This is a genomic window from Anaerosacchariphilus hominis, assembly GCF_014290175.1.
GTDB classification, from domain to species: domain Bacteria; phylum Bacillota; class Clostridia; order Lachnospirales; family Lachnospiraceae; genus Laedolimicola; species Laedolimicola hominis.
In genome coordinates this window covers 50,906-75,565 of the sequence record NZ_JACOOR010000005.1, presented here as the reverse complement: position 1 = coordinate 75,565, position 24,660 = coordinate 50,906, and the positions used below count along the sequence as shown (strand labels likewise).

Genomic DNA, 24,660 nt, shown 5'->3' with positions numbered 1-24,660 from the left:
TTACGGCACGGCGTCTCTTGTTTTCAGAAAGGCGGAAACATATGAGACATGAGACAGAGCTGCTGGCTCCGGCCGGCTCCTTTGAGAGCCTGCGGGCTGCGGTGAACGCGGGAGCAGACGCGGTATATATGGGGGGAAGCAGATTCGGGGCCAGAGCCTATGCGGAAAACGCGGATGAAAAGGGCATGTGCGAGGCCATCCGCTTTGCCCATCTCCACGGCTGCGATCTGTATCTGACTGTGAATACCCTGTTGAAGGACAGTGAGATGGAGGAGCTGGGAAGCTATCTGAAGCCCTATTATGAGAGCGGCCTGGACGCGGTGATTGTCCAGGATATGGGCGTATTTTCCTATATCAGGGAGAACTTTCCGGATCTGGACATCCATGCCAGCACCCAGATGACCGTTCTGGGCGCGGAGGGCGCGGCCCTTTTAAAGAAGCAGGGAGCCACCCGGGTGGTAACGGCCAGGGAGCTTTCCCTGGGGGAGATCCGCCGGATCCATGAAATGGTGGATATCGAGATCGAAAGCTTTGTCCATGGAGCCCTGTGTTACTGCTATTCGGGGCAATGCCTGTTCAGCAGTATGCTGGGCGGCCGCAGCGGCAACCGTGGCCGGTGTGCCCAGCCCTGCCGTCTTCCTTATCAGTTAAAGGATCGGGGGAGGGTTCTGAACAGTCCGAAGGAGTCGTATCTTTTAAGCCCCAGGGATATGTGTACCATTGAGCTTTTGCCTGAGATCCTGGAAGCGGGCGTCTGCTCCCTGAAGATCGAGGGGAGAATGAAACGCCCGGAGTATACGGCGGGCGTAGTGCGGGTATACCGAAAGTATCTGGATCAGATCCTGGAGCGGGGTAGCGACGGTTACCGGGTGGATCCGGCTGACTATCAGGAACTTCGGGCCCTCTATAACCGGGGAGGTTTTTCCAGGGGCTATTATCAGGTGCATAACGGACGGGAGCTCATGTCCCTGACCCGGCCCAGTCATTTTGAGGAAAAGGGAAAGAAGGCCATTCAGGAAAAACAGGCTTATGAAAAGCTGCTGGAGAGTCTGAAAAAGGAGTATCTGGAGCAGGATAAAAAGGAAGAAATCCGGGGAAGTTTTCATATCTCCACGAGGGAGCCCTCAAGCCTCAGTGTAAGCTTCCGGGGGCTGGAGTGCAGCGTGGAAGGGGAGCCGGGCCAGGTGCCCCAGAGCCGGGCCATGACCGAGGCGGACTTTCGAAAACAGCTGAATAAGACGGGCGATACGCCCTTCCGCTTTGGAAAGCTTGAAATTCAGATGGACGGAGAGGTCTTTTGTCCGGTGGGACAGCTGAACCGGATGCGCCGGGAGGCCTTGCAGAAGCTGACGGAAGCCTGCCTTGAACAGTCTGAACGGACAGAACGGGAACTGTGCCCCCGTAAAAAGGAAGAGTCAGAATCAGGCAGCATGAAGCTGGTCGTCCAGCTGGAGCAGCAGAAGCTGTTGCCGGAGGTGTTGGATTACCCGGAGGTGCAGGCCGTGTATCTGACCAGTGAGCGGTTGGAATTTGAGCAGCTCTCGGAGGATGTGAAGAGCTGTCATGAAAAGGGAAAGCAGTGTATGCTGGTACTGCCGGCCATCTTCCGTACTCCTGCGGCAAAGCTGTTCCGTGAGAAGCTGTCTCTTATTCAGCGGGCAGGTCTGGATGGCGTGGTTCTGAAGAATCTGGAGGAACTGGAGTTCCTGAAAGGGAGCGGCTGGGAGATTCCACTGATTGCGGATCATAATTTATATGCCTGGAATCAGGAAGCCATCCGGTTCTGGAGAGAGCAGGGCGTAGAGCATGATACCCTTCCGCTGGAGCTGAACGACCGGGAACTGAAGGAGCGGGGTTGCGGGGCAAGCGAGCTCATCGCTTACGGCTATCTGCCCCTGATGATCACGGCGGGCTGCCTTCACAAGACCGTGGAGGGCTGTGATCGGAAGGAAGGAAAGCGTATGCTGACAGATCGGTATAAAAAGGAATTTCCGGCAGTAAACTACTGTCGTTACTGCTATAACGTGATTTACAATAGCGAACCTCTGTCCCTTCTGAACAGTGGAAATGAGATAAAACGGCTGGCTCCGGCGGTTTTACGTCTGTGCTTTACCTGGGAGGACAGAAAAGAAACAAGGCGGGTGCTGGAACGGTATATCCGGGTATTTTGTAAGGGAGAAAAGCCGGATAAGACGGAAGAAAGCTACACGAAGGGCCATCTGAAACGGGGAGTTCAGTAAGTAGTATGACCAGTTTAATTGTGGAATTGTCTAAGTTTGTTTTTATTCTTTTCATAGCCATGTACACCTTCCTGAGCTTTTCCGTGCTGCGGAAGAAGAATCAGGAGGAAATCAATCACGGCTGGAGGGTTCAGAATCTGCTGACAGTACTGATTCAGGTGCTGGCCTGCGTGGTGCTGCTGGCGCAGACGGAGCAGGAGGGACAGGAAAAGCTGCTGCTGTTTTTCCTGTTCCAGATTGTGCTGCTTCAGGCAGCGGTATTTTTTACCCGGGTGCTGTATCCGGGGGTGAGCCGTCTGGTACTGAATCACATGTGCTTTCTCATGGCCGTCGGTTTTATTATGCTTACCCGGCTGTCCTATGACAAGGCGGTGAGGCAGTTTCAGATCGCGGCTGTGGCCCTGGCTCTGTCCATGCTGATTCCGGTGTTGATCCGAAAGGGGGCTTTTCTTCAGAAAATGTCCTGGTTTTACGGAATCGCGGGCCTTTTACTTCTGGTGGCCGTGTCCTTTTTCGGAAAGACCACTTCAGGAGCAAAGCTGGCCATCGTGCTGGGAAGCTTTAGCTTTCAGCCCTCGGAGTTTGTAAAGATCAGCTTTGTGCTTTTCGCCGCAGCCAGACTGGTCCGGAGTACGGAGTTTCGGGAGCTTCTGGCCACTACCGTCATGGCCGGTATCCATGTGCTGGTGCTGGTGGTATCCCGGGATCTGGGCGGAGCACTGTTATTCTTTACAGCCTATCTGGTGATTTTCTATGTGGCCACGAAAAAGCCTCTTTACTTTCTGGGCGGCCTGGGAGCAGGCTGTGGGGCGGCTTTTGCGGGTTACCACCTGTTCTCCCATGTGCGGGTGCGGGTGCTGGCCTGGACAGATCCTTTCAGCGTCATTGATAAAGAAGGGTATCAGATCACCCAGTCTCTCTTTGCGGTGGGAACAGGGCACTGGCTTGGCATGGGCCTGAATCAGGGGATGCCGGGGAAGATTCCCGTGGTGGAGCAGGACTTTATCTTCTCAGCTATTTCTGAGGAATTCGGCGGAATCTTTGCCATCTGCCTGATTCTCATCTGCATGAGCTGCTTTATTATGTTTATTAATATTGCCATGCAGATCAAAAATGTGTTTTACAAATACACGGCTCTGGGGCTGGGAATCCTCTACGGCTTTCAGGTGTTTCTGACCGTGGGCGGAGCCATCCGGTTTATCCCATCCACGGGCGTGACCCTGCCGCTGGTGAGCTATGGAGGCAGCTCCCTGACGGCCAGTATCATGATGTTTGCGATTATACAGGGAATGTATCTTTTGAAGGAAGACGAGGCGATACAGAGTGAAAAAGAACGGGCAGCCAAATCAAAAATCAGGAAAAACAGGAAAAAGCAGATCGGCAAAAAATCATGAGCTGGCGGTGATCACCTATCTGTTCATCGGTCTGTTTACCTGCATGATCGGATATTTTATCTACTTTGAGGCAGTTTTAAGCCCGGATGTGATCAACAACCCCTACAACGCCAGACAGGACGCCTTCGCGGAGAAGATTATCCGGGGAAAGATCCTAGCTTCCGACGGAACGGTGTTGGCGGAGACGAAGACCGCCGAGGACGGGACAGAGACCCGCAGTTATCCCTTCGGCAATGTATTTTCCCATGTGGTGGGGTATTCCACCCGGGGCAGGACGGGCCTGGAGACCCTGGCGAACTTCTACCTGCTGACCTCGGATATGCCGGTGGTAGAACGGATCCAAAATGAGATTAAAGAGGAAAAGAACCAGGGCGACCAGGTGATCACCACCCTGGATGTAAACCTGCAGAAAACCGCCTGGGATGCTCTGGGAAGCAACCGGGGCGCGGCAGTGGTGCTGGAGGCCGGGACTGGCAGAGTCCTGGCCATGGTATCCAAACCGGATTTTGATCCGGAGCAGATTAATGCCAATTGGGACAGCCTGACGTCGGAGGACGATACAGAGAGTGCCCTCTATAACCGGGCAGCCCAGGGTCTCTATGCGCCCGGATCCACCTTCAAGATCATCACATTGCTGGAATATATGAGGGAGAATCCCTCCACCTACGCAGATTTCACTTTTCATTGTAACGGAAAGCTCACCGAGGGCAATTATACCATCAACTGCTACAATAAAAAGGCCCATGGGGACGAGGATCTGACCAAAGCCTTTGCAAAATCCTGCAACGCGGCCTTTGCGTCCATCGGGCTGGGCCTGAACACATCCAGCCTGTCCGCCGCCTGCGACAGCCTGATGTTCAACAGGGAGCTGCCCTTTGAACTGACCTATTCCAAAAGTTCCTTTTCTCTGGATGACAGTGCAGTCCCCGCGGACAAAATGATGACAGCGGTGGGACAGGGACAGACCCTGGTATCCCCCCTTCATATGGCCCTGATCGCATCCGCCATAGCCAATGAGGGAAAGCTTATGAAGCCCTATCTTCTGGAACGTGTGGAGAACGCGGAAAGTTCCCTGGTGAAAAGCTTCGAACCGGAGGAGTATGGCCCCCTGATGACCGCAGCGGAGGCTCAGAATCTGACAGAGTATATGAAAGCCGTGGTAGAGAGCGGTACCGGAAGCAAGCTTTCAGATTTGGGCTTTCCGGTGGCGGGAAAGACCGGAACAGCCGAGTATTCCAGCGATAAAAAGAAAAGCCATGCCTGGTTTGTGGGTTTTTCCGATACAGAGGAGCAGGAGGATATCGTAGTCTGCGTCCTGATCGAAGAGAAGGGATCCGGAAGCGAATACGCGGTACCCGTGGCACGGAAGATTTTCAGCGCCTGGCATAACAGCCTTACCTCGGGAAGTTAGGGTTGTCAAAAGCAGTGAAAAGAGGTATACTAGATGCAGTTACAGGCACACCAGGACAGGAGGTTATGCAATGATTGAAGCAACCAGTTGTGGCGGTGTGGTAATATTTCGGGGCAAGATCCTGCTTTTGTACAAGAACTACAAGAACCGGTACGAGGGCTGGGTACTGCCGAAGGGAACTGTAGAGCCGGGCGAAGAGTATAAAGAGACGGCGGTCAGAGAAGTGCGCGAGGAAACAGGCGTAGATGCTGCTATTATCAAGTACATCGGGAAGAGCCAGTACTCCTTCACCGTACCGGAGGACACGGTGGAGAAAGATGTACACTGGTATCTGATGATGGCGGATAATTATTACAGTAAACCACAGCGTGAAGAGTATTTTGTGGATTCGGGATATTATAAGTACCACGAGGCCTATCATCTGCTGAAGTTTTCCAACGAAAAGCAGATCCTGGAGAAGGCTTATAATGAATATCTGGATCTGAAAAAAAGTAATCTCTGGGGAAATAAGAAGTATTTTTAGGAAAATGCGTTTTTATCTTTCAGAGAGCAGGAAAGACAAAAGGGAGGGTGTCGGAAACCATTTGATCGATACCCTCATTTTTGTAAAAGAAAGTAATGTAGGAAAGAGGACTGAAATGCAGTGGGCGGAACATCTTTACCTGAGTGAAAAGACAGCCGCGAAAAAGGACAGAATCATAAAGAAAGCCAACCGGGGAATCGGCATGGTGAGCATCTATCTGATCGCCCTGGCATCAAATCCGGAGAATCTGTTTGACATCTTCCATGCGGCTCATCTGAAGCAGCCGGCCTTTTACCGGAGAAATCCTTATATCGTGGGGATCGCTGCCGGCTACGACGAGGCCCTGGAGCTGGTGCAGCAGATGGTAGAGGATATCTACCGGGAGACGGGCGGCTTCCGGGTACGGGAGTATTTTGGACAGGCGGAAGAGAGCGGGCAGAAGAGGCCGATGGCGGAACCGCTCAGAGAATAAGGAAAGAGCAGAGGTAAGACGGGATGCTGCACGTACTATGGCTTATCTTGAAAATATTACTGCTGATCGCGGCAGGGCTTCTGGGGCTTTTGCTGCTGATCCTGGCCCTGGTTCTTCTGGTGCCGGTGCGCTATCGGGGGCATGTCCGGAAGGAAGAGGGATTTCAGGCGGAAGGGGAGCTGTCCTGGCTTTTGCGTCTGGTGCGGGTTCCGGTGAAGCTGGAAAGGGACGGTATCTCAGCGAAGCTTAAGATTCTGTGCTTTACCGTGAAGGACCTGCTGGCGGAGGAAGAAGCTGTGGAACAGAAAACCGTAGAAGCGCTTCCGGCAGATGAAACACTGCAGCAGCCACAGTCGCGGCCGCGGTCGGATCCGGACAAACAGCCGGAGCGAAAGACAGCAGAAAAACCGGAATCGGAGCATTCGGAAGTATCAGAACATTCGGAAGCACCGGAGAGAAAAAAGTCTCTCTGGAATCGAATCCGTATTTTCCTGCTGGCAATCCGGATCTTCCTGAAACGGCTGGCCGGAAAATTAAGAAATCTTAAATATACAATACACCGCTTCTGTGTTAAAATAAAACGAATGAAACGATTTGCCGGAGACGACAGGACGAAAGCGGCCTTTATCCTGGCCTGGGCCCAGGTAAAACGGCTGCTGGGAAAGCTTCTTCCGAACAAGCTTCGAGGGGATATATACTTCGGCACGGGAGATCCGGCATTGACCGGAGAGCTTCTGGGCGCAGCAGCTATCTTTTATCCCTTGTACGGAACAGGCGTGCAGGTGACGCCGGACTTTGAAGAGACGGTGCTTCGGGGAGAGCTCTTTGTGGAAGGGCGTCTTCGGATGGTGACTCTGGTACAGATCGCATGGAAGCTTTTCTGGGATAAAAATATTCGATTTGTCTATGCTAAATTTAACGGATAAACAGTAAGGAGGTTTTCTTATGAACAATACATTTGATACTACAGTGGAGTCCCTGTTTAAGGGCATGGACAGCTTTATTACGACGAAGACTGTAGTGGGAGACGCGGTGACTGTGGGCGATACCATCATCCTGCCCCTGGTGGACGTATCCTTTGGCGTGGGCGCGGGCGCTTTCGCGGGAGATAAGAAGCAGAACGCGGGCGGCGGTATGGGAGCGAAGATTTCCCCCAGCGCCATTCTGGTGATTTCAAACGGCGTCACCAAGCTGGTGAACGTGAAAAATCAGGATACGGTGACCAAGATTCTGGATATGGTCCCGGATTTTGTGAATAAGTTTACCTCCGGTTCCAAGGACAGCAGTCCTGTGGCAGACGCTATTCAGGATGCGGTGGATGTCATCGAGAAAGATGAGCCTGAGAAAACGGAAGCCAAAGAGCAGAAATAAAAGACGGGAATAGAAGACAGGAATAGAAGAAACAGAGGAGTAGGAACAAAGAGGGGCCGGACGGCATAGACTGAAATAAGAAAGCGTATGCCGGAGCCGCCATGAGACAGCTTCTCGGATTTGTGATGTTCTGGATAGGCGTAGGGATCCTTACGACCTTTTTTATGCCGGTGAACGGATGGTTTGTACGGGCGCTGGCAGCCTTCTCCCTGATGCTGGTGGGATATAATCTCTTTTCCTCCGGCGGACGGTGCAAGAAGTAGAAGAATGATTTAGAAGTACAGGAGAAAAAGAAACATGTCAGTTACGGTATTGAAGCGGATAGCACTGGTTACCATGGTGCTGAACTATATCGGAGCCCTGATTCCGGGAGCTCCGGTATTTCTGCAGTGGATAGGAAGGCTGTCCGCTCCGCTGTTTTTTTACTGCATGGCCTGGAGTCTGGAGAAGACCAGTGACCGGAAGGCCTACTATAAACGGCTGTATATCGCCAGCGTATCCATGGGGGTCCTGAATCTGGTCATGTCTGTTGTGGCAGAAAAGACAGGACTGGTAACCGCCGTCACCAGCAATATGTTCGCGACACTTTTTGCTTCTGCCTTTCTGGTGGACGTGGTGGAATATGCAAATCGTCATCCCAGTCGGAAGTTTAAGATCTGGTTCACCTATATCTTTTATCAGGTGGCCATCGCCGGTGTGTGGGCGGGCCTTTACGAGGTCATCGAGGTGCCCTATGCGGTGCTGAACCTGGGCACAGCCGTTCTGGGAAGCGCGCTGACCTGCGAGGGCGCGTTGATGTATGTACTTCTGGGCGCGTTGTTCTATTTTACGAAAGAGGATAAGAATAAGAAGAACCTGATTCTGGGTTATCTGGGCATCTTTCTGATATTCTTTGTGAACTCCGCCTTCGGTCTCTGGGGACGTCTGTTCTCTCTGGTGGGACATGACGTGCTGGTGGCCCTGATGGAGATCATGACCGGCCTGGTGCTCTGGGGAGCGTCTTTCCGGCCCCTGTTTGATATCTATCATATGTTCAACAACGATTTTCAGTGGATGATGATCTTTGCCCTGCCACTGGTGCTGGCCTGCAATGGGCGCCTGGGCTATCGGAAGGCAGCGAAAAACGAACGGAACAGCAGAAGAAAGAAAAAGGCAGGCGGTCTGTCCCCGGCCTTTCGGAAGTATTTTTATTATGTGCTTTATCCGGTACATCTGTATGCGCTGTGGTTTATCGGCGCGGTACTGATGAAATAAAAGAAGAGCGGTGAGAAATGAAAATCCCCGGCAGTGCCATAGAGGTGTATGCCGGGGGATTTTATTATTACAGATGGATTTTCGGACACAAAAAAAGGAGCGGCACAGGCTGCTCCTAATTTTTCAATCTCAAACTTAAGCTCTCTCAACTGCTCCGGACTTCAGACAGGATGTACATACATACATCTTTCTGGCAGCACCGTTCACCTTAACCTTTACAGACTTAACATTGGATTTCCACATTTTGTTGGAACGTCTATGTGAGTGGCTGACATTGTTTCCGAAATGAGCGCCTTTTTCACAGATTGCACACTTTGCCATGTTTGCACCTCCTCTTGAACGATAGTGAACCTATATATAGGCTCGCAACATAAGTTATTCTAGCAGAAACCCCTATATTTTGCAAGTATTAATTTAAAAATATTACAATTTTTTAGAAAGTACGAAAAATAGCTTTCTTTTCGGGGAAAAACAGGTTATAATAAACTATATCTGTGTCACTTGAGATGAAAGGATAGGGGCGCAGGATTTTTTGATGGAAAAAAGATTTATAAAAATAAGAGTGGAGGTAATGATAATGAAGGGACTTATGAATACGCAGATGGGCGCTGTCATGATTGACCCGGAGGTTATTGCCAGATATGCCGGATCCGTAGCGGTAGAGTGCTTCGGTATCGTAGGAATGGCCATGGTAAATATGAAAGACGGACTTGTAAAGCTTGTGAAGGGGGATAACCTGACCCGCGGTGTCAATGTGAAGATCAACGACAACCGGATCACCCTTTCTTTCCATGTCATCGTGGCTTATGGCGTCAGCATTTCTGCTGTATCGGACAATCTGATCAGCAATGTAAAGTACAAGGTGGAGGCATTCACAGGAATGACCATCGAGAAAATCAACATCTTTGTAGAAGGTGTACGGGTAATAGACTAATTTCAGGAGGAGTTTTTTGTCATTATGAAAACGATAGAGGTAAACACGCTCACAAAGATGTTTCTGGCCGGAGCCAAGAATCTGGAAGCAAAAAAAGAGTGGATTAACGAGCTGAATGTATTTCCGGTTCCGGACGGCGATACGGGAACGAATATGACGTTGACCATCATGTCCGCAGCTTCCGAGGTGAATAACCTGTCCGAGCGCACCATGGAGACCGTAGCAAAGGCGATTTCTTCCGGTTCCCTTCGAGGAGCCCGCGGAAACTCCGGCGTTATCCTGTCCCAGCTGCTCAGAGGCTTCACCAAGGGTATCCGGAGCTGCGAGACACTGGATGCCATGACTATTGCGAACGCCTTCCAGAAAGCGGTGGAGACTGCGTATAAGGCAGTTATGAAGCCCAAGGAAGGAACGATTCTGACAGTGGCAAGAGGTGCGGCTGAAAAGGCTGCGGAGCTGGCCCTGGAGGAAGAAGAGCTGGATGTATTCTTCTCCGGAATCATCGAGGAGGCAGAGCGTGTGCTGGCGACCACACCGGATCTTCTGCCGGTTCTGAAAGAAGCAGGCGTGGTGGATTCCGGCGGACAGGGTCTGGTGGAAGTCCTGAAAGGCGCTTATGACGCTTATCTCGGAAAAGAAGTGGACTATACTTTTGAAACACCGAGCAAGTCCGCTCCGGTGAAGATCAGCGCCGAGACAGAGGCTGAGATTAAGTTCGGTTACTGCACCGAGTTTATTATTGTATTGAATCAGAAGTTTGATCATAAGGATGAGACAGAGTTCAAGGGCTTTCTGGAGTCCATCGGTGATTCCATCGTGTGTGTGGCTGACGAGGATATCGTAAAGATTCACGTACATACGAATCATCCGGGCCAGGCTATCGAAAAAGCGCTGACCTACGGTTCTCTGTCCCGCCTGAAGATCGACAATATGCGCGAGGAGCACGAGGAGAAGCTCATCAAAGACGCTTCCAAGATCGCGGCCCAGCAGAAGAAGGAAGAGCCGAGAAAGAAAATAGGCTTCATCTCCGTATCCATCGGCGACGGCATCGGCGAGATCTTCAAGGGCCTTGGCGTGGACTACCTCATTGAGGGCGGCCAGACCATGAACCCCAGTACGGAGGACATGCTGAATGCCATTGACCAGGTGAATGCGGAGCATATCTTCATCCTGCCGAACAATAAGAATATCATCCTGGCGGCAAATCAGGCAAAGGCCCTGTGCGAGGATAAGGATATTATCGTCATTCCCACAAAGACCGTTCCCCAGGGAATCACTGCCATGATCAACTTCATGCCGGATTCCACCGCAGAGGAGAACGAGGCCCGCATGACCGAGGAGCTGGCCAATGTGAAGACCGGTCAGGTGACTTATGCTGTCCGCGACACCCACATTGACGATAAGGAGATCAAAGAGGGCAATATCATGGGTATCGGCGATCACGCTATTCTGGCAGTGGGCGAAGACGTGGAGCAGACCACCCTTGACATGTTCAAGGAGCTCATCGACGAGGATTCCGAGCTCATCAGTATTTACTATGGCGAGGACGTGAAGAAAGAGGATGCGGATAAGCTTGGCGAGGACTTAAGCGACCTGTATCCGGACTGCGATATCGAAGTTCATTTTGGCGGACAGCCGATTTACTATTATGTAGTTTCTGTGGAGTAGAAAATGAATACAGCTTCCCCAATGACAGCCCTGAAGGGCATTGGAGAAAAGACGGCTGCGCTCTTTCACCGTGTCGGAGTGGACACGGTGGGGGAGCTCTTGTCTTATTATCCGAGAACTTATGACGTATACGAAAAACCGGTGACCTTTGCTAATCTGGAGACTGACCGGGTGCAGGCTGTGACCGGTTTTATCCACCGGGCGCCGGATGGCAGAAAGGCGGGCCGGTATCATATTACCACGGTTTCCCTGGAAGAGTTCGGCATGCACCTGCAGCTTTCCTGGTTCAATATGCCGTTTCTGCGAAACAGCCTGCTTCCGGGATGTACCTACATCTTCCGGGGGCGGGTGCAGAAGAAAAAAGGCCGGATTACCATGGAACAGCCGGAAATTTACGCGCCGGAGGACTATGAGAAGCTGTTGGATACCATGCAGCCCATCTACGGACTGACCGGTGGCCTGTCCAATAAGACCGTAACAAAGGCGGTGCGCCAGGCCTTTGACCAGCTTGATCTGGACACAGAATACCTACCGGAGCATATCCGGAACGAACAGAAGTTAGCGGAATATAACTTTGCTCTGCGGGCCATTCATTTCCCGGTAAAACGGGAAGACCTGCTGCTGGCCAGAAAGCGGCTGGTCTTTGATGAGTTTTTCCTGTTTATTTTAGCCCTGCGGCAGATGAAAGAGCAGACCGAAGACACAGTCAATGAGTGTGTGATTCATCCGGGAGTGGCTGTGAAGCAGCTGCTTTCGTCCCTGCCTTATGAGCTTACCGGGGCCCAGAAGCGGGTCTGGAATGAGATTCAGGCGGATCTGATGGGAGAGACGGTCATGAACCGGCTGGTGCAGGGAGACGTGGGATCCGGTAAGACGGTTATTGCGTTGCTTGCGCTGCTTTCCGCAGTGGAGAGCGGCTGGCAGGGGGCGCTGATGGCACCCACCGAGGTGCTGGCGAGACAGCATGCGGAGAGTATCCGGGAGCTGCTTTTCGGGCTTTCCATGGATACAGGAGTGGAGCTGTTGACCGGTTCCATGACGGCAAAGGAGAAGCGGGAGGCCTACGCCCGTATTGAGAGCGGGGAGGCGCAGATTATCATCGGCACCCATGCGCTGATTCAGGAAAAGGTGAACTTTGCTCATCTGGGTCTGGTGGTGACGGACGAGCAGCACCGGTTTGGCGTTCGCCAGAGGGAGACACTGGCAGGAAAGGGCCTGCATCCCCATGTGCTGGTTATGAGCGCCACGCCGATTCCACGGACTCTGGCGATTATCATTTACGGAGATCTGGATATCTCCGTCATTGATGAACTGCCGGCCAACCGTTTGCCCATCAAGAACTGTGTGGTGGACGAGAGTTACCGCCCTAAGGCTTATCGCTTTATTGAGCGGGAAGTGGCCGCCGGGCGGCAGGTGTATATCATCTGCCCCATGGTGGAGGAAAATCCGGAGATTGAGATTGAAAATGTGGTGGATTATACGGAGAAGCTGCAAAAAAAGCTGGCGAGCGGCATCACCATTGAATATCTGCACGGGAAAATGAAGGCTGCCGATAAGAACGATATTATGGAGCGCTTCGCCGCAGGCGAAATCCAGGTGCTGGTATCCACGACAGTCATTGAGGTGGGAGTCAATGTGCCAAACGCCACCGTCATGATGGTGGAGAATGCCGAGCGCTTCGGCCTGGCTCAGCTTCATCAGCTGCGAGGACGTGTAGGGCGTGGAAAGCATCAGTCCTACTGTATCTTTGTCAGCGGTTCTGACAGCAAGGATACGAAGAAGCGACTGGAGATTCTGAATAAATCCAACGATGGCTTTTATATCGCTTCAGAAGACCTGAAGCTTCGGGGACCGGGCGACCTGTTCGGAATCCGGCAGAGTGGAATTCTGGAGTTTAAGATCGGAGATATTTTTACAGACGCGTTGATCCTGCAGGCTGCCAGTGAGGAAGCCGCGAAGATCGAAAAATTGGACCCGGAGCTGAAGCTGGAGGAGCATCAGGGGCTTAGAGAGAAGCTTCTGGAGTACCGGTTGGCGGGGATGGCGCGGATGAGTTTGTGAGGAGATAAGACAGAAGTATTATGAACATTTTAAACATTGAGCACGTAAGCAAGCTTTACGGAGATAAATGGATTTTTGACGATATTTCCTGCGGAATTCAGGAGAATGAGAAGATAGGTATCATCGGGATCAACGGAACCGGAAAAACTACTTTGCTCCGGATTATCGCAGGAACAGAGGAGCCGGATAAGGGTCAGGTGATCATGCAGAATGGCATGAAGCTGGCGTTTTTATCCCAGGCCAATACCTTTCCCGAGGGCGTGACGGTGCTGTCCTGTGTGGCAGGCGGAGAAGTCACCGAGTACGATGCGAAAAATATGCTGAATACTCTGGGCATCCCGGATGTGGAAGCGCAGATCGAAACCCTGTCCGGCGGGCAGAAGAAACGGGTGGCCCTGGCACGGACCCTGCTGCTTCCGGCGGATATTCTGATTCTGGACGAGCCTACCAACCATCTGGACGAGGAAATGATTCGCTGGCTGGAAACCTATCTTCGAAAATTCCGGGGAACCGTGATTCTGGTAACCCATGACCGCTATTTTCTGGATCGGGTGACCAACCGGATTCTGGAAATCAGCCGTGGGAAGCTTTACAGTTACCAGGCCAACTATTCCGGTTTCCTGGAGCTGAAAGCAAAGCGGGAGGAAATGGAGCTGGCCACCGAGCGGAAGCGGCAGAGCATTCTCCGCATGGAGCTGGAATGGGCGGCCAGAGGCTGTCGGGCCCGGACCACCAAGCAGCAGGCGCGACTGGATCGGCTGGAAGCGTTGAAGGCCGGAAGGGCTCCGGTCTTTGATAAAACCGTGGAGCTGGATTCGGTCGAAACCCGCATGGGCAAAAAGACCATTGAGCTGCACCACGTATCCAAGGAATACGAAGGCCGAAGGATTGTTGAGGATTTTACCTATATTTTCCTGAAAAATCAGACTATCGCATTTGTTGGTCCAAATGGCTGCGGAAAGTCTACTTTGCTGAAAATGATAGCAGGGCAGATCCCGCCGGATTCCGGCGATGTGGAGATGGGCGAGACCATCAAGCTTGGCTATTTCGCCCAGGAGCTGCCGGAAATGGATGAAAATCAGCGGGTTATCGACTATGTGAAGGATATTGCCGAGTACATTCCCACCCGGGACGGACGGATCACGGCGTCCCAGATGCTGGAACGCTTTCTGTTTACACCGGATATGCAGTACGCGCCCATCGGAAAGCTCTCCGGCGGGGAAAAGCGGCGGCTGTATCTCTTGGGCGTCCTGCAGACCGGCCCCAATGTGCTGGTTATGGACGAGGTCAGCAACGAGCTGGATATTCCCACGCTGACGATTCTGGAGGATTACCTGAACTCCTTTATTGGAATCGTGATTCTCGTTTCCCACGATCGGTATTTCCTGGACAATGTGGTGGATCGGATCTTTGCCTTCGACGGCAACGGTCATTTCCGCCAGTACGAGGGCGGCTATACCGACTATATGGAAGCGCTGGCCCGGGAGCATGGCGCAGCAGGGACGGATTTTGGCGGCGCTTTAAAGAGCGTAAAAGCAGCGGGAGCTTCCGAAGCCGGCGGAAAAAAGAAGGCTACCTGGGACAAGGGTGAGAAGAAGCTGAAATTCACCTACAAGGAACAGAAGGAATTCGATACCATCGAGGACGATATCGCTGCGCTGGAAGCGAAGATCGAGGAGCTGGATAAAGAAATGATTGCCCATGCCAGCCAGTATAGCCGCTTAACGGAGCTTACGAAGGAAAAGGAAGAGACGCAGAGCCTTCTGGATGAGAAGATGGAGCGCTGGATGTATCTGACGGAGCTGAAGGAAAAAATTGACGCCCAGTAGGTGCGTGGCAAGGAGAATATTGACAGACAAAACGCCGTTATCGGATGAAATGCGGATCACTATTCCCTCTGATCCCGGATCAGAAATGATTCCAGCCCCGCGCGGATAAACTGATCGATGGCCCGCTGTATCTTTTTCCAGTCGGAGCAGTGATTGCGCAGCATGACTTTATTGATGGACAGGCAGCCGTTCATCTGGAAATAAAAAATGGCTTCGGCTTCTTCAAAGGTAAGGAGACTGTGTGACATCAGCCAGGTCACATAGTCTTCTTTTGTCGTTTCCGCCATTTTTTCTATGATTTGTGCGGAGATGGTGTCGTCGAGAAAAAGCGCCTGATATCGGTCGCTGCTGTGCAGCCTGTCGCAGAAAGGATAGGAGCAGTTCCCGGAGGCTCTTGCAGGGCAGAAGACATGGTCGATGACGCTGGTGGTTTCTTTCAGAATTTCGCTTAGAAGATCATCCAGCACATCGGCAGTATCATAATAGTGGAGATAGAAGGTTCCCCGGTTGATTTCCGCAAGCCTGCAGATCTCAGTGACTGTGATTTTGGGATATTCCTTTTCTTCCAGGAGCGTTAAAAATGCTTCCTTTATGACCTGGCGGGTATAACGCGTCCTCCGGTCTTCTTTCTGTGTCTTTTCCGGCATGGGAATTTCCTCCTTTTTCGATGATTTCTATTGGAGCTTCTGAACAGAATACGGAAAACTGTTCAGAAACCTACAGACAGCTTTAAATTGATGATTGTATTTTCTGATACTTTTATTATAATCAGTTTGTAAAGAAAATCAACATATTGTTTATAAAAAGAACGCCCTGTATCAGGAGGGCAGCAGGATAATTGCTGAACGCAGGAAAATATGGATTTGGCACAGGAAAGGATGGAGAGGATATGGGACATGTGATTGCAGTAGCCGGCAAAGGCGGTGTGGGAAAGACCACGCTTACCGGCCTTTTGATTCAGTATCTCTGCCAGAGCGGGAAGAAGCCGGTTCTGGCCGTGGATGCGGATGCCAACTCAAATCTCAATGAGGTGCTTGGTGTGGAGGCGGGCATCACCCTTGGAGAGCTCCGGGAGGAGATCGAGCGGGCGGGATCGGACAGCCGGTATAAGATTCCCGTCGGGGTAACGAAAAAGGATTATCTGGAGGCCCGGCTGGCAGACGCCCTTACAGAGGAGGATGACTTTGATCTGATGGTCATGGGGCGCAGCCAGGGGCAAGGCTGCTACTGCTTTGTGAATGGCCTGGTTCAGACGCAGGTACAGAAGCTGCAGAGCCATTACCCTTATGTGGTGGTGGACAATGAGGCAGGAATGGAGCATGTAAGCCGTGGGCTCCTGCCGATGATGGAGATCGCGATTTTAGTCAGCGACTGTTCCAGGAGAGGCGTGCAGGCAGCCGGACGGATTGCTGCTTTGATGAAGGAGCTGAATTTTAAGCCAAAGAAGGTGGGACTGATTATCAACCGGGCTCCGGAGGGGAATCTGGATGCCGGAACACTGGAAGAGATACAAAATCAGAACCTGGAGCTCCTTGGAGTAGTGCCTCATGACGATATGATTTACCGCTTTGACTGCGACGGAAAGCCCATTGTACAGCTTCCCATGGACTCTCCGGTGCGGAAAGCCCTTCAGGAGATTGTGGAAAAGCTGGAACTGTAGTCGGAAGGAACAGCCAAAAAAATGGAAAGGAAAAAGAAAGGTCGTATCAAATATGAAGCTGGAATACGCAAAGGATAACCTGACACAGCAGCCGTACCGTCATTACCTGAAGCGGTATCAGGAGATCTCTCCCAAGGTGATAAGCGAAAGCTCCGGCCTTACCTTTCACGAAAAGGAGCAGGCATTCCTGATTCGGTTTATGGGAGTTCTCTATCAGGTGACACATCCGGAATTTCAGATCCGCTATCAGGAACAGGGAAACGGTATCTATATGCTGGAAGAAAATATCGACGCACAGATTCTGCTGCTCCGGTATCTGCTGGACGGGAACGCAGTGATGAGCTCAGGGAAAATGATTTCCTACCATGATCTTCCCTGGGGTGAGGTATATTACCGTCAGTTCCAGGGCAGATGTATCTTCCGGCTTGCGAGAAATTACGGAACCCGGATTCCGGAATTCCGCAGGATCATGGAAAGCCTGCATGGAATCAAAAAGGAGACAGGAGATGCGGCATATGAGTTTGAGTTTCTGGAGGATCTGAAGCTCTGTCTGATTCTGTGGGAGGGTGAACCGGAGGAGGGATTCCCACCTTCTGCCCAGATCCTTTTTTCGGATAATTTCCCTGCGGCATTTTCCGCAGAGGATGTGGCTTACGTGGGGGATATTGTGATGGATTATATGAAAAAATGCAGAGAAATAAAGAAAGAAAGCAGGTGCGAAAATGAGTGATGTATTACCTACGTGCCAGGAAGCACGCGGTATGACGACGATTGAAGAGATTGACTGCCCCAAATGCGGAGGCGTGATAGAGGTATTTATACGGGATGGGCAGACTGTGGGAGAAAGCATCTGCGATCAGTGCGGTTTTGCAATACCGGGCGACGTACATCTGTCCCTGTATCTTGAGGAGGTGGCAAAGTGAAAATATCTGTATGTGGAAAGGGTGGAAGCGGAAAAAGCACCATCGTATCGCTGCTGGCGGAAAGATTTGCGGCGGCGGGAAAAGAAGTTCTGATCATCGATTCTGACGAATCGAACTATGGACTGCACCGGCATCTCAGTATGGAAAATCCAAAGGAATTTACCGGTTTTTTGGGAGGGAAAGAGGAAGTTCTGAAGGATATGATGCTATCTAATTTTACGCATCAATTCTTTGAAGGACAGTGGAAGCTTAGTGATATTCCAAAAGGGTATTACACAGAAAAGAACGGAATCAAGCTGATGGTAAGCGGAAAGATTCATCAGGCGAACGAGGGCTGTGCCTGCGCTATGGGAACGGTGATGAAGCAGTTTGTCAGCAGATTAACGCTTGAGGAAAATCAGATCGCTATTCTGGACATGGAGGCTGGAATTGAGCATTTCGGGCGCGGTTTGGATGATGAGGTGGATCTGATTCTGATGGTCTGTGATCCTTCCTATGAGTCTGCCAAGCTTGCGGTGAAGATAGGAGAGCTGAGTGGAAGGCTTCAAAAACCCGTGTATTATGTATTGAATAAGGTGGACGAGGAAAGCAGGAAGGTGCTGGAGCAGGCCATAGGAGATCCTGAGCGGATACTGGCAGTTCTGCCTGTAGAGCCAGAACTCACAAAGGCAGCGCTGCTTGGCCAAAAGCTGATTTTGGAGAACAGTGAGCTTAATCAGGCAGCAAAGAAGATCTGCAGGACGCAGATATAACAAGTTCCGATCTTTGTTCTGGCTTTTTTTAGGTGAATTTAAGGGAGGTTAAATTGATGCCCAGTAGGTACGGTAATGAGAAAAACAGAGATAGAAATGTGGTTTCAAACGTGGTAAAATCAAAGACAGAGTAATAGATACGCACAATATCGTGATAGAAAGAAGGAACACACATGGATTCACTCACTTACAAAAGAACAAATGTCTACGAAACCGCAGATGAGACCCTGATGACTGAGATCTTTGATTTTGCCGAGGGCTATAAGCAGTTCCTGGACGAAGGAAAGACCGAGCGGGAGTGCTGCGCCTATGTGGAGGCGGCTGCGAAGGCCGCAGGCTACGAGGCTTTCGATTTTGGCCGCAGGCTCAAGGCGGGCGACAAGATTTATTACAACAACCGCGGGAAAAATATGTATCTGATCAAGGTGGGCACCGAGAATATCGCGAAGGACGGCATCCGTATCATCGCCTCTCATATCGACAGTCCCCGTCTGGATCTGAAGCAGCTTCCCCTCTATGAGTCCGAGGGCGTGGCTCTGGGCAAGACCCATTACTACGGGGGCCTGCGCAAATATCAGTGGGCGGCCATACCCCTTGCCCTGCACGGCGTGGTGGCATTAAAGGACGGCACTACGGTGCAGGTAAAAGTGGGTGAGGACGAGAGCGATCCGGTGTTTTATATCAGCGATCTGCTTCCTCATCTGGCAGCCAAGCAGAATCAGAAGCCTCTGGGCAACGCCATCGAGGGCGAGCAGCTGAACATCTGGTTTGGCAACATTCCTTACACGGCAGCGACTGAGGACGATGAAAAAACCGTTAAGAACCATGTGCTGCACCTGCTGAATGATAAATACGGGATCACCGAGGCAGATTTCATGAGTGCCGAGCTGTCCATGGTTCCGGCTTTCAAGGCCAAGGATGTGGGCTTCGATCGCGCCCTGCTTGGAAGCTACGGCCACGACGACCGTGTCTGCGCGTACCCTGCATGGAAAGCCTGCCTGGACGAGACTTCCGATCAGCATACGGTTATGGTTATTCTGGCAGATAAGGAGGAGATCGGAAGCGAGGGAACCACCGGCATGCAGAGCGCCATTTTTACAGATCTCATCGACGAACTGGCAGCAGCCTTTGGAGTGTCCGCCGCAGCGGTACGGGCCCATTCCAAGTGCCTGTCCGCGGACGTGACAGCGGCTTACGATCCCAATTATCCGGAGGTCTGCGAAAAGACCAACTCTGTGTTCCTGTCCTGCGGCGCAGGTATGATGAAGTTTACCGGAGCCAGAGGAAAGAGCGGATCCAACGACGCCAACGCGGAGTTTCTTGCGTATCTGCGGAAGCTTTTCGATGAGAACGGCGTAGTATGGCAGACCGGGGAGCTTGGTAAGGTAGATGAAGGGGGCGGCGGAACCGTAGCGAAATTCATCGCCAAGTTCAACATCGACACGGTAGATATCGGCGTTCCGGTGATTTCCATGCATTCTCCCTGGGAGGTGGTATCCAAGGCGGATCTGTATGAGAATTATCTGGCCTTTAAGGCGTTTATTCAATAAAAAGTGAAAAAAGTAAAGCTTCAGGGGATAAGATCGCGTGTGATCTTATCCCCTGATTTGTGTATGCGGTTATAGAACGGCCGGTTACCGGAATTCAGTAAAAATATACTTGACAAAAATCTGATTTTCCATATAATTATCAATGGTAATTAACGTTGGTAACTAAATGCAAGGAGACATACAGATGAACAACCGATTAATTAAGCAGATGTTCGATGCCTGTTACATGGCGAAGCGAACCCGGGATCTGCTTCCCCCACTGCCGGAGGGCGTACAGCCGTCCTATATTCATTACCTGGATTGCATGCAGGAGCTGGAAGAGAAAGGAAAACAGATCCGGATTTCCGATCTCAGTGAATTCCTGAATATTCCGAGACCCGGCGTGACCCGCACGGTCAAGGAGATGGAAGCAAAGGGCTATCTTCAGAAAATTGCTTCGCCAGACGACGGCCGGGTGACCTTCCTTACCGCCACGGAAAAGGGCAGAAAGTTGCATCAGAAATACGACGAGGAATACTTCAGTGGTCTGCTGCCGTATTTTGACAGCATTTCCGATGAGGAGGCCGAAACGATGATTGCAACCATCGAAAAGTTTTATCAGATTATGAGCGGGAGGAGAGAGACCTATGACAAACGATAAAGCGGATTTTACCCAGGGAAATATCTTAAAGAAGCTGGTGGCCTTTATGCTGCCGGTGCTTGGCGCTCTGATCCTGCAGGCGGCTTACGGCGCGGTGGATCTGCTGGTGATAGGACGCTTTGGATCCACCTCGGGACTTTCCGCAGTTTCCACCGGCAGCCAAGTGCTGAATCTGGTGACCTTTGCAGTGACCCAGCTGGCTATGGGTATCACGGTGCTCATTGCCCGGTATCTGGGTGAAAAAAGGCCCCGGTACATCGGACCGGCTATCGGCGGAGGCGCTGTGGTATTTGCTGTGATTTCTGTAGTGCTGTTCCTGATTATGGTAGGATTGGCGCGGCCCATTGCGGTGCTGATGCAGGCACCTGCGGAGGCAGTGAGTCTGACTGCGTCTTATGTGCGGATCTGTGGAGCCGGCATTTTTTTCATCGTGGCTTACAATGTGCTGGCGGCCATTTTCCGGGGCTTAGGTGACAGCAACTCCCCGCTTCTGTTTGTGCTGGTGGCCTGTGTCATCAATGTTGTCGGCGATCTGGTGCTGGTGGCAGGCCTTCATATGGACGCGGCGGGCGCGGCCATCGCAACCGTGGCGGCGCAGGCCTGCAGCGTGGTATTTGCGGTGCTGCTTCTGGTAAAGCGGGGACTGCCCTTTGACATCAAAAAAGAGGATTTTCGTTGGAATGCCCAGTGCCCGAGATTTCTGAAAATCGGACTTCCGCTGGCTTTTCAGGAGATTATGACCCAGTGTTCCTTCCTGGCCCTCTGCGCCTTTATCAACCGTCTGGGTCTGGAGGCCTCCTCCGGCTACGGCGTAGCGTGTAAAATCGTCAATTTCGCCATGCTGGTACCCAGCGCCCTGATGCAGTCCATGGCCTCCTTCGTCTCCCAGAATGTGGGAGCGGGCAAGCACAAACGGGCGAAGCAGTCCCTTTTTACCGGCATGGGCGTAGGCCTGGCTGTGGGAAGCGTGGTATTTGTCCTGGTACTTCTGCAGGGCGATACGCTCTCCGGTTTCTTTACCACGGATACGGCAGTTATCGCCAGGGCTTACGATTATCTGAAGGGCTTTGCCCCGGAGACCCTGGGAACCGCAATCCTGTTCAGCATGATGGGATATTTTAACGGTAACAACAAAACAGTATTCGTCATGGCCCAGGGCATGATACAGACCCTTCTGGTCCGCCTGCCCCTGTCCTATTACATGAGCATTCAGCCGGACGCCAGCCTGACCCGGATCGGTCTTGCCGCGCCCATATCCACGGCGGTGGGAATCGTGCTTTGTATCGGGTGTTATCTGTATATGCAGCGGGGAGAGAAGAAAGCGCAGTAATATAGGTTTATACGAAACTAATAGAATTCAGGTTTTCTGTACTTCAGTGCATGTTTTATAAACTTGCAAATTATTCTTACCTGTACTAAGATAAAACCAGTATCAGATCCGTATCTGAACAGGCAAGGGGAGGATTAAGATGAGAACAAGAAGACTTGGAAAAACAGGATTAGAGGTAAGCGAGATCGGCTTCGGCGGCGAGTGGTTGGAGCGGCATTCGATGGAAGAGAGCGTGGAGGTGATCCGCTACGCCCATGCAAAAGGAATTAACATTCTGGACTGCTGGATGGCAGATCCGAAATCCAGAGATATCATCGGTGAAGGAATCAAACCGAACCGGGAGCAGTGGTACATTCAGGGCCATATCGGTTCCACCTGGAAGGACGGCCAGTATTACCGTACCCGGGAAATGGAGTATGTAAAGCCGGCCTTTGAAGATTTGCTTCGACGGCTGCAGACCGATTACATCGATCTGGGGATGATTCATTACGTGGATTCCGAGGAAGAGTGGGAGAAAATTCAGCATTCCGACTATCTGGATTACGTGATGGAGCTCAAAAAGAACGGCACCATCCGTCACATCGGCATCAGCTCCCATAACCCAAAGGTGGCTGTGAAAGCGGCTCAGTCCGGCTATGTGGAAATGATTCTGTTCAGCATTAATCCGGCCTTTGACATGCTTCCGGCAAGCGAAGACATCGAGACCATGTTTGCGGAGCAGTATGATACAGCCCTGAAGGGTATCGACGCGGAGCGGGCGCATCTGTATCAGGTCTGCGAGCAGAACGATGTGGGAATCACGGTCATGAAGGGTTTTGCGGGAGGCCGCCTTTTTGATGAAAAGCGTTCGCCCTTCGGCGTGAAGCTGACGCCGGTTCAGTGTATTCACTACGCATTGACCCGTCCGGCAGTCTGTTCCATCCTGTGCGGCTACGATACCAAAGAGCAGGTGGATGACGCTGCAGCCTACGAAACCGCGTCCGACGAGGCAAAAGATTACGCTTCCGTCATCGCCAACGCACCGCTTCATTCCTATCGTGGAGCCTGCACCTACTGCGGTCACTGTAAGCCCTGCGTGGTCAATCTGGATATTGCCATGATCAATAAATTTTACGACCTGGCCACCATGCAGCCTGAAGTTCCGGTTACGGTGCAGTCCCACTATGAGCTGCTGGAACATAAGGCGTCCGAGTGTATCGGCTGCCGGTCCTGCGAGGAACGTTGCCCCTTTGGTGTGAAGATTGCGGAGCGGATGGAGAAAGCGGCGAAGGTCTTCGGCGTTTAAAAATGAGTACCCTGTATTGGAAAAAATTTGGCGGATTTCCGTCCAATTCCCCTTGACGGAACCCGACCGACCCGTTAATATATTCTAAGGTGTGTAAAGATAACGTAAAAGTTACGTGAAATACAGCAAAACGAAGGAGATAAGAATGAATAACTGGGAGAATGTGGTTCTGGTGCCGGAATTTGACGAGCAGGGCGTGGCCTGTTATCGGCTGGACGGCGGAAACTACCTGAATGAGTATTATATTGTATCAGAGGCGGAGTCCAGAAAGCTTCTGAATACGCCGGAGATTGTAGGCTATGAGGTGTATAACTGCCTGATTTCCGCCACATCCCAGATGCTTTATTATCTGAAGGAGCAGAAGAAGGTGACCACCGCCAATATTCTTTCTATTTTGAGAGGCGCTCTCAACTATCCGCTGGAGGAGAGCTGTTACCGGGAGCACATCCGTGTTCATGACATCAGTTTCCTGTCCAGTGAGCGTGTCTTTGAAGATGAGGAGATCGCAGGATTGGAGATCAAGTACAGCAAGCTGACCATGGTGCCGGACAGCACTCTGATGATCGGCGATATCATTGCCAGCGGCGAGACGCTGATTCACTGTCTCCGCTATGTGACTGATTTCTACCGGGATCACGGCGCGAAGCTCCGCAATATCATCATCTTCACCATCGGCGGAACCAAGGGTATCGACATCCTGGAGGATCTGACCCGGGATATCCGGGAGTTCTGGCCGGAGTTTGAAGGTTTTATTACCATTTATTATGAGGGTATTTTCAGCACCTACCAGGACAAAGGCGTGTCCGGCATCAATCTGCCGGATGTGGATTTCTACTGGAAGGGCGGCATCGTAGCGCCGGAGTTCCGCAGAGAAACCCTTTCCATGTGCAGTCCGCTTTTTGAGAAATGTATTATTTACGACGGCGGAGCGAGACGCTATGAGATCCACGAGCATGTGGAGGAAGTACTGGAGTTCTGGGAAGGCATCCGTGACCGCGCGGACCGGATCGATTTCCAGGAGCTGCTGGCTGAGAAGCTGGGCTATCCGCTTCCGATAAGCTATGAGGACTGGGTTCATGATAATCATTATGAGAAGATCCGACCGGCTGATACCAGGTGGCTCTACCGTCAGGAGCAAGGCTATATCGAGAGCATGAAGAACATCACCTTAAAAGAGCTTGCTGAGCAGAGAATCGGGGAGTTTACCGATGCACTTCGGAAATACATTTTGTAAATAAGAATTTTAAAATCAGGACGGACTGATGCAAAAGGTTCCGCCCTGATTTTTTAAGGCAGCAGAATTTCAAGGGCAGAAGCCGTTCATGCTTGCATGATAAGGCTTATGGATTTGAAATTTCTAACA

At 51.6% G+C, this 24,660-nt stretch carries 24 protein-coding genes; 22 read left to right on the top strand and 2 right to left on the bottom strand.

What is annotated here, in order from left to right; all coding sequences use genetic code 11:
* Positions 1 to 41: 41 nt before the first annotated feature.
* The 9 genes from H8S44_RS09625 to H8S44_RS09585 all read left to right on the top strand — a co-directional run bounded on the left by H8S44_RS09625 (position 42) and on the right by H8S44_RS09585 (position 8,665).
* The gene (locus tag H8S44_RS09625) at positions 42 to 2,240 is read left to right on the top strand and encodes a U32 family peptidase (RefSeq protein WP_186873478.1); all 2,199 of its coding nucleotides are present in this window, start codon (positions 42 to 44) and stop codon (positions 2,238 to 2,240) included.
* A 5-nt stretch (positions 2,241 to 2,245) separates the two neighbouring features.
* Entirely contained in the window at positions 2,246 to 3,634 is a 1,389-nt protein-coding gene (locus H8S44_RS09620) for an FtsW/RodA/SpoVE family cell cycle protein (protein ID WP_186873477.1), read from the top strand.
* Complete coding sequence (locus H8S44_RS09615; protein ID WP_330593550.1) at positions 3,564 to 5,045, top strand: peptidoglycan D,D-transpeptidase FtsI family protein; 1,482 nt, start codon at positions 3,564 to 3,566, stop codon at positions 5,043 to 5,045. Before H8S44_RS09620 ends, H8S44_RS09615 begins: the two co-directional genes overlap by 71 nt.
* Positions 5,046 to 5,115: 70 nt before the next feature.
* On the top strand, positions 5,116 to 5,568 hold the full coding sequence (locus H8S44_RS09610; RefSeq protein ID WP_186873476.1) for an NUDIX hydrolase: 453 nt from the start codon (positions 5,116 to 5,118) through the stop codon (positions 5,566 to 5,568).
* A gap of 115 nt (positions 5,569 to 5,683) precedes the next feature.
* Complete coding sequence (locus H8S44_RS09605) at positions 5,684 to 6,040, top strand: hypothetical protein (protein WP_186873475.1); 357 nt, start codon at positions 5,684 to 5,686, stop codon at positions 6,038 to 6,040.
* 23 nt (positions 6,041 to 6,063) lie between these two features.
* Complete coding sequence (locus H8S44_RS09600; protein ID WP_186873474.1) at positions 6,064 to 6,966, top strand: DUF2953 domain-containing protein; 903 nt, start codon at positions 6,064 to 6,066, stop codon at positions 6,964 to 6,966.
* Between the two features lie 19 nt (positions 6,967 to 6,985).
* Positions 6,986 to 7,411 (top strand): GerW family sporulation protein, encoded by a 426-nt coding sequence (locus H8S44_RS09595; RefSeq protein ID WP_186873473.1) that lies wholly within the window; start codon positions 6,986 to 6,988, stop codon positions 7,409 to 7,411.
* A gap of 101 nt (positions 7,412 to 7,512) precedes the next feature.
* Positions 7,513 to 7,674 carry a hypothetical protein gene (locus H8S44_RS09590; protein ID WP_186873472.1) on the top strand — a complete coding sequence of 54 codons (162 nt, stop codon included), beginning with the start codon at positions 7,513 to 7,515 and terminating at the stop codon, positions 7,672 to 7,674.
* A gap of 34 nt (positions 7,675 to 7,708) precedes the next feature.
* Positions 7,709 to 8,665: a TraX family protein gene (locus H8S44_RS09585; protein ID WP_186873471.1), complete on the top strand. Its 957-nt coding sequence runs from the start codon at positions 7,709 to 7,711 to the stop codon at positions 8,663 to 8,665.
* 135 nt (positions 8,666 to 8,800) lie between these two features.
* On the opposite strand, the gene rpmB is transcribed toward H8S44_RS09585, so the two are convergent.
* Positions 8,801 to 8,986, bottom strand: a complete 186-nt coding sequence (rpmB, locus tag H8S44_RS09580; protein WP_158362047.1) for a 50S ribosomal protein L28 — start codon at positions 8,984 to 8,986, stop codon at positions 8,801 to 8,803.
* Positions 8,987 to 9,242: 256 nt separating this feature from the next.
* On the opposite strand from rpmB, the gene H8S44_RS09575 reads away from it, so the two are divergent.
* From H8S44_RS09575 to H8S44_RS09560, 4 genes are read left to right on the top strand one after another with little or no spacing between them, the layout of a single operon-like run.
* The gene (locus H8S44_RS09575) at positions 9,243 to 9,599 is read left to right on the top strand and encodes an Asp23/Gls24 family envelope stress response protein (protein WP_186873470.1); all 357 of its coding nucleotides are present in this window, start codon (positions 9,243 to 9,245) and stop codon (positions 9,597 to 9,599) included.
* Between the two features lie 24 nt (positions 9,600 to 9,623).
* Positions 9,624 to 11,267, top strand: coding sequence for a DAK2 domain-containing protein (locus H8S44_RS09570; protein WP_186873469.1), 1,644 nt, complete (start codon positions 9,624 to 9,626; stop codon positions 11,265 to 11,267).
* 3 nt (positions 11,268 to 11,270) lie between these two features.
* Positions 11,271 to 13,328 carry an ATP-dependent DNA helicase RecG gene (gene recG, locus H8S44_RS09565; RefSeq protein WP_186873468.1) on the top strand — a complete coding sequence of 686 codons (2,058 nt, stop codon included), beginning with the start codon at positions 11,271 to 11,273 and terminating at the stop codon, positions 13,326 to 13,328.
* Positions 13,329 to 13,348: 20 nt separating this feature from the next.
* Positions 13,349 to 15,157 (top strand): ABC-F family ATP-binding cassette domain-containing protein, encoded by a 1,809-nt coding sequence (locus tag H8S44_RS09560; RefSeq protein WP_186873467.1) that lies wholly within the window; start codon positions 13,349 to 13,351, stop codon positions 15,155 to 15,157.
* 59 nt (positions 15,158 to 15,216) lie between these two features.
* Here the strand turns inward: H8S44_RS09560 and H8S44_RS09555 are convergent, their stop codons facing one another.
* Positions 15,217 to 15,804 carry a TetR/AcrR family transcriptional regulator gene (locus H8S44_RS09555; protein ID WP_186873466.1) on the bottom strand — a complete coding sequence of 196 codons (588 nt, stop codon included), beginning with the start codon at positions 15,802 to 15,804 and terminating at the stop codon, positions 15,217 to 15,219.
* A gap of 242 nt (positions 15,805 to 16,046) precedes the next feature.
* On the opposite strand from H8S44_RS09555, the gene H8S44_RS09550 reads away from it, so the two are divergent.
* The 9 genes from H8S44_RS09550 (at position 16,047) to H8S44_RS09510 (ending at position 24,531) form a co-directional block, all read left to right on the top strand.
* Positions 16,047 to 16,817, top strand: a complete 771-nt coding sequence (locus H8S44_RS09550) for an ATP-binding protein (protein WP_186873664.1) — start codon at positions 16,047 to 16,049, stop codon at positions 16,815 to 16,817.
* Between the two features lie 52 nt (positions 16,818 to 16,869).
* Positions 16,870 to 17,547 (top strand): DUF3786 domain-containing protein, encoded by a 678-nt coding sequence (locus H8S44_RS09545; RefSeq protein WP_186873465.1) that lies wholly within the window; start codon positions 16,870 to 16,872, stop codon positions 17,545 to 17,547.
* Positions 17,548 to 17,578: 31 nt separating this feature from the next.
* A complete protein-coding gene (locus tag H8S44_RS09540; protein ID WP_186873464.1) occupies positions 17,579 to 17,740 on the top strand; it encodes a hypothetical protein in 162 nt (53 codons plus the stop codon).
* A complete protein-coding gene (locus H8S44_RS09535) occupies positions 17,737 to 18,492 on the top strand; it encodes an ATP-binding protein (RefSeq protein ID WP_186873463.1) in 756 nt (251 codons plus the stop codon). The genes H8S44_RS09540 and H8S44_RS09535 overlap by 4 nt, the downstream gene beginning before the upstream one ends.
* Before the next feature lie 173 nt (positions 18,493 to 18,665).
* Positions 18,666 to 20,042 (top strand): aminopeptidase, encoded by a 1,377-nt coding sequence (locus tag H8S44_RS09530; protein WP_186873462.1) that lies wholly within the window; start codon positions 18,666 to 18,668, stop codon positions 20,040 to 20,042.
* A gap of 184 nt (positions 20,043 to 20,226) precedes the next feature.
* Positions 20,227 to 20,682, top strand: a complete 456-nt coding sequence (locus H8S44_RS09525) for a MarR family winged helix-turn-helix transcriptional regulator (protein ID WP_186873461.1) — start codon at positions 20,227 to 20,229, stop codon at positions 20,680 to 20,682.
* Positions 20,669 to 22,012: an MATE family efflux transporter gene (locus H8S44_RS09520; RefSeq protein ID WP_186873460.1), complete on the top strand. Its 1,344-nt coding sequence runs from the start codon at positions 20,669 to 20,671 to the stop codon at positions 22,010 to 22,012. Before H8S44_RS09525 ends, H8S44_RS09520 begins: the two co-directional genes overlap by 14 nt.
* A gap of 139 nt (positions 22,013 to 22,151) precedes the next feature.
* Positions 22,152 to 23,297 (top strand): aldo/keto reductase, encoded by a 1,146-nt coding sequence (locus H8S44_RS09515; protein ID WP_186873459.1) that lies wholly within the window; start codon positions 22,152 to 22,154, stop codon positions 23,295 to 23,297.
* Positions 23,298 to 23,442: 145 nt separating this feature from the next.
* Positions 23,443 to 24,531 (top strand): hypothetical protein, encoded by a 1,089-nt coding sequence (locus H8S44_RS09510; RefSeq protein WP_186873458.1) that lies wholly within the window; start codon positions 23,443 to 23,445, stop codon positions 24,529 to 24,531.
* Positions 24,532 to 24,660: the final 129 nt, after the last annotated feature.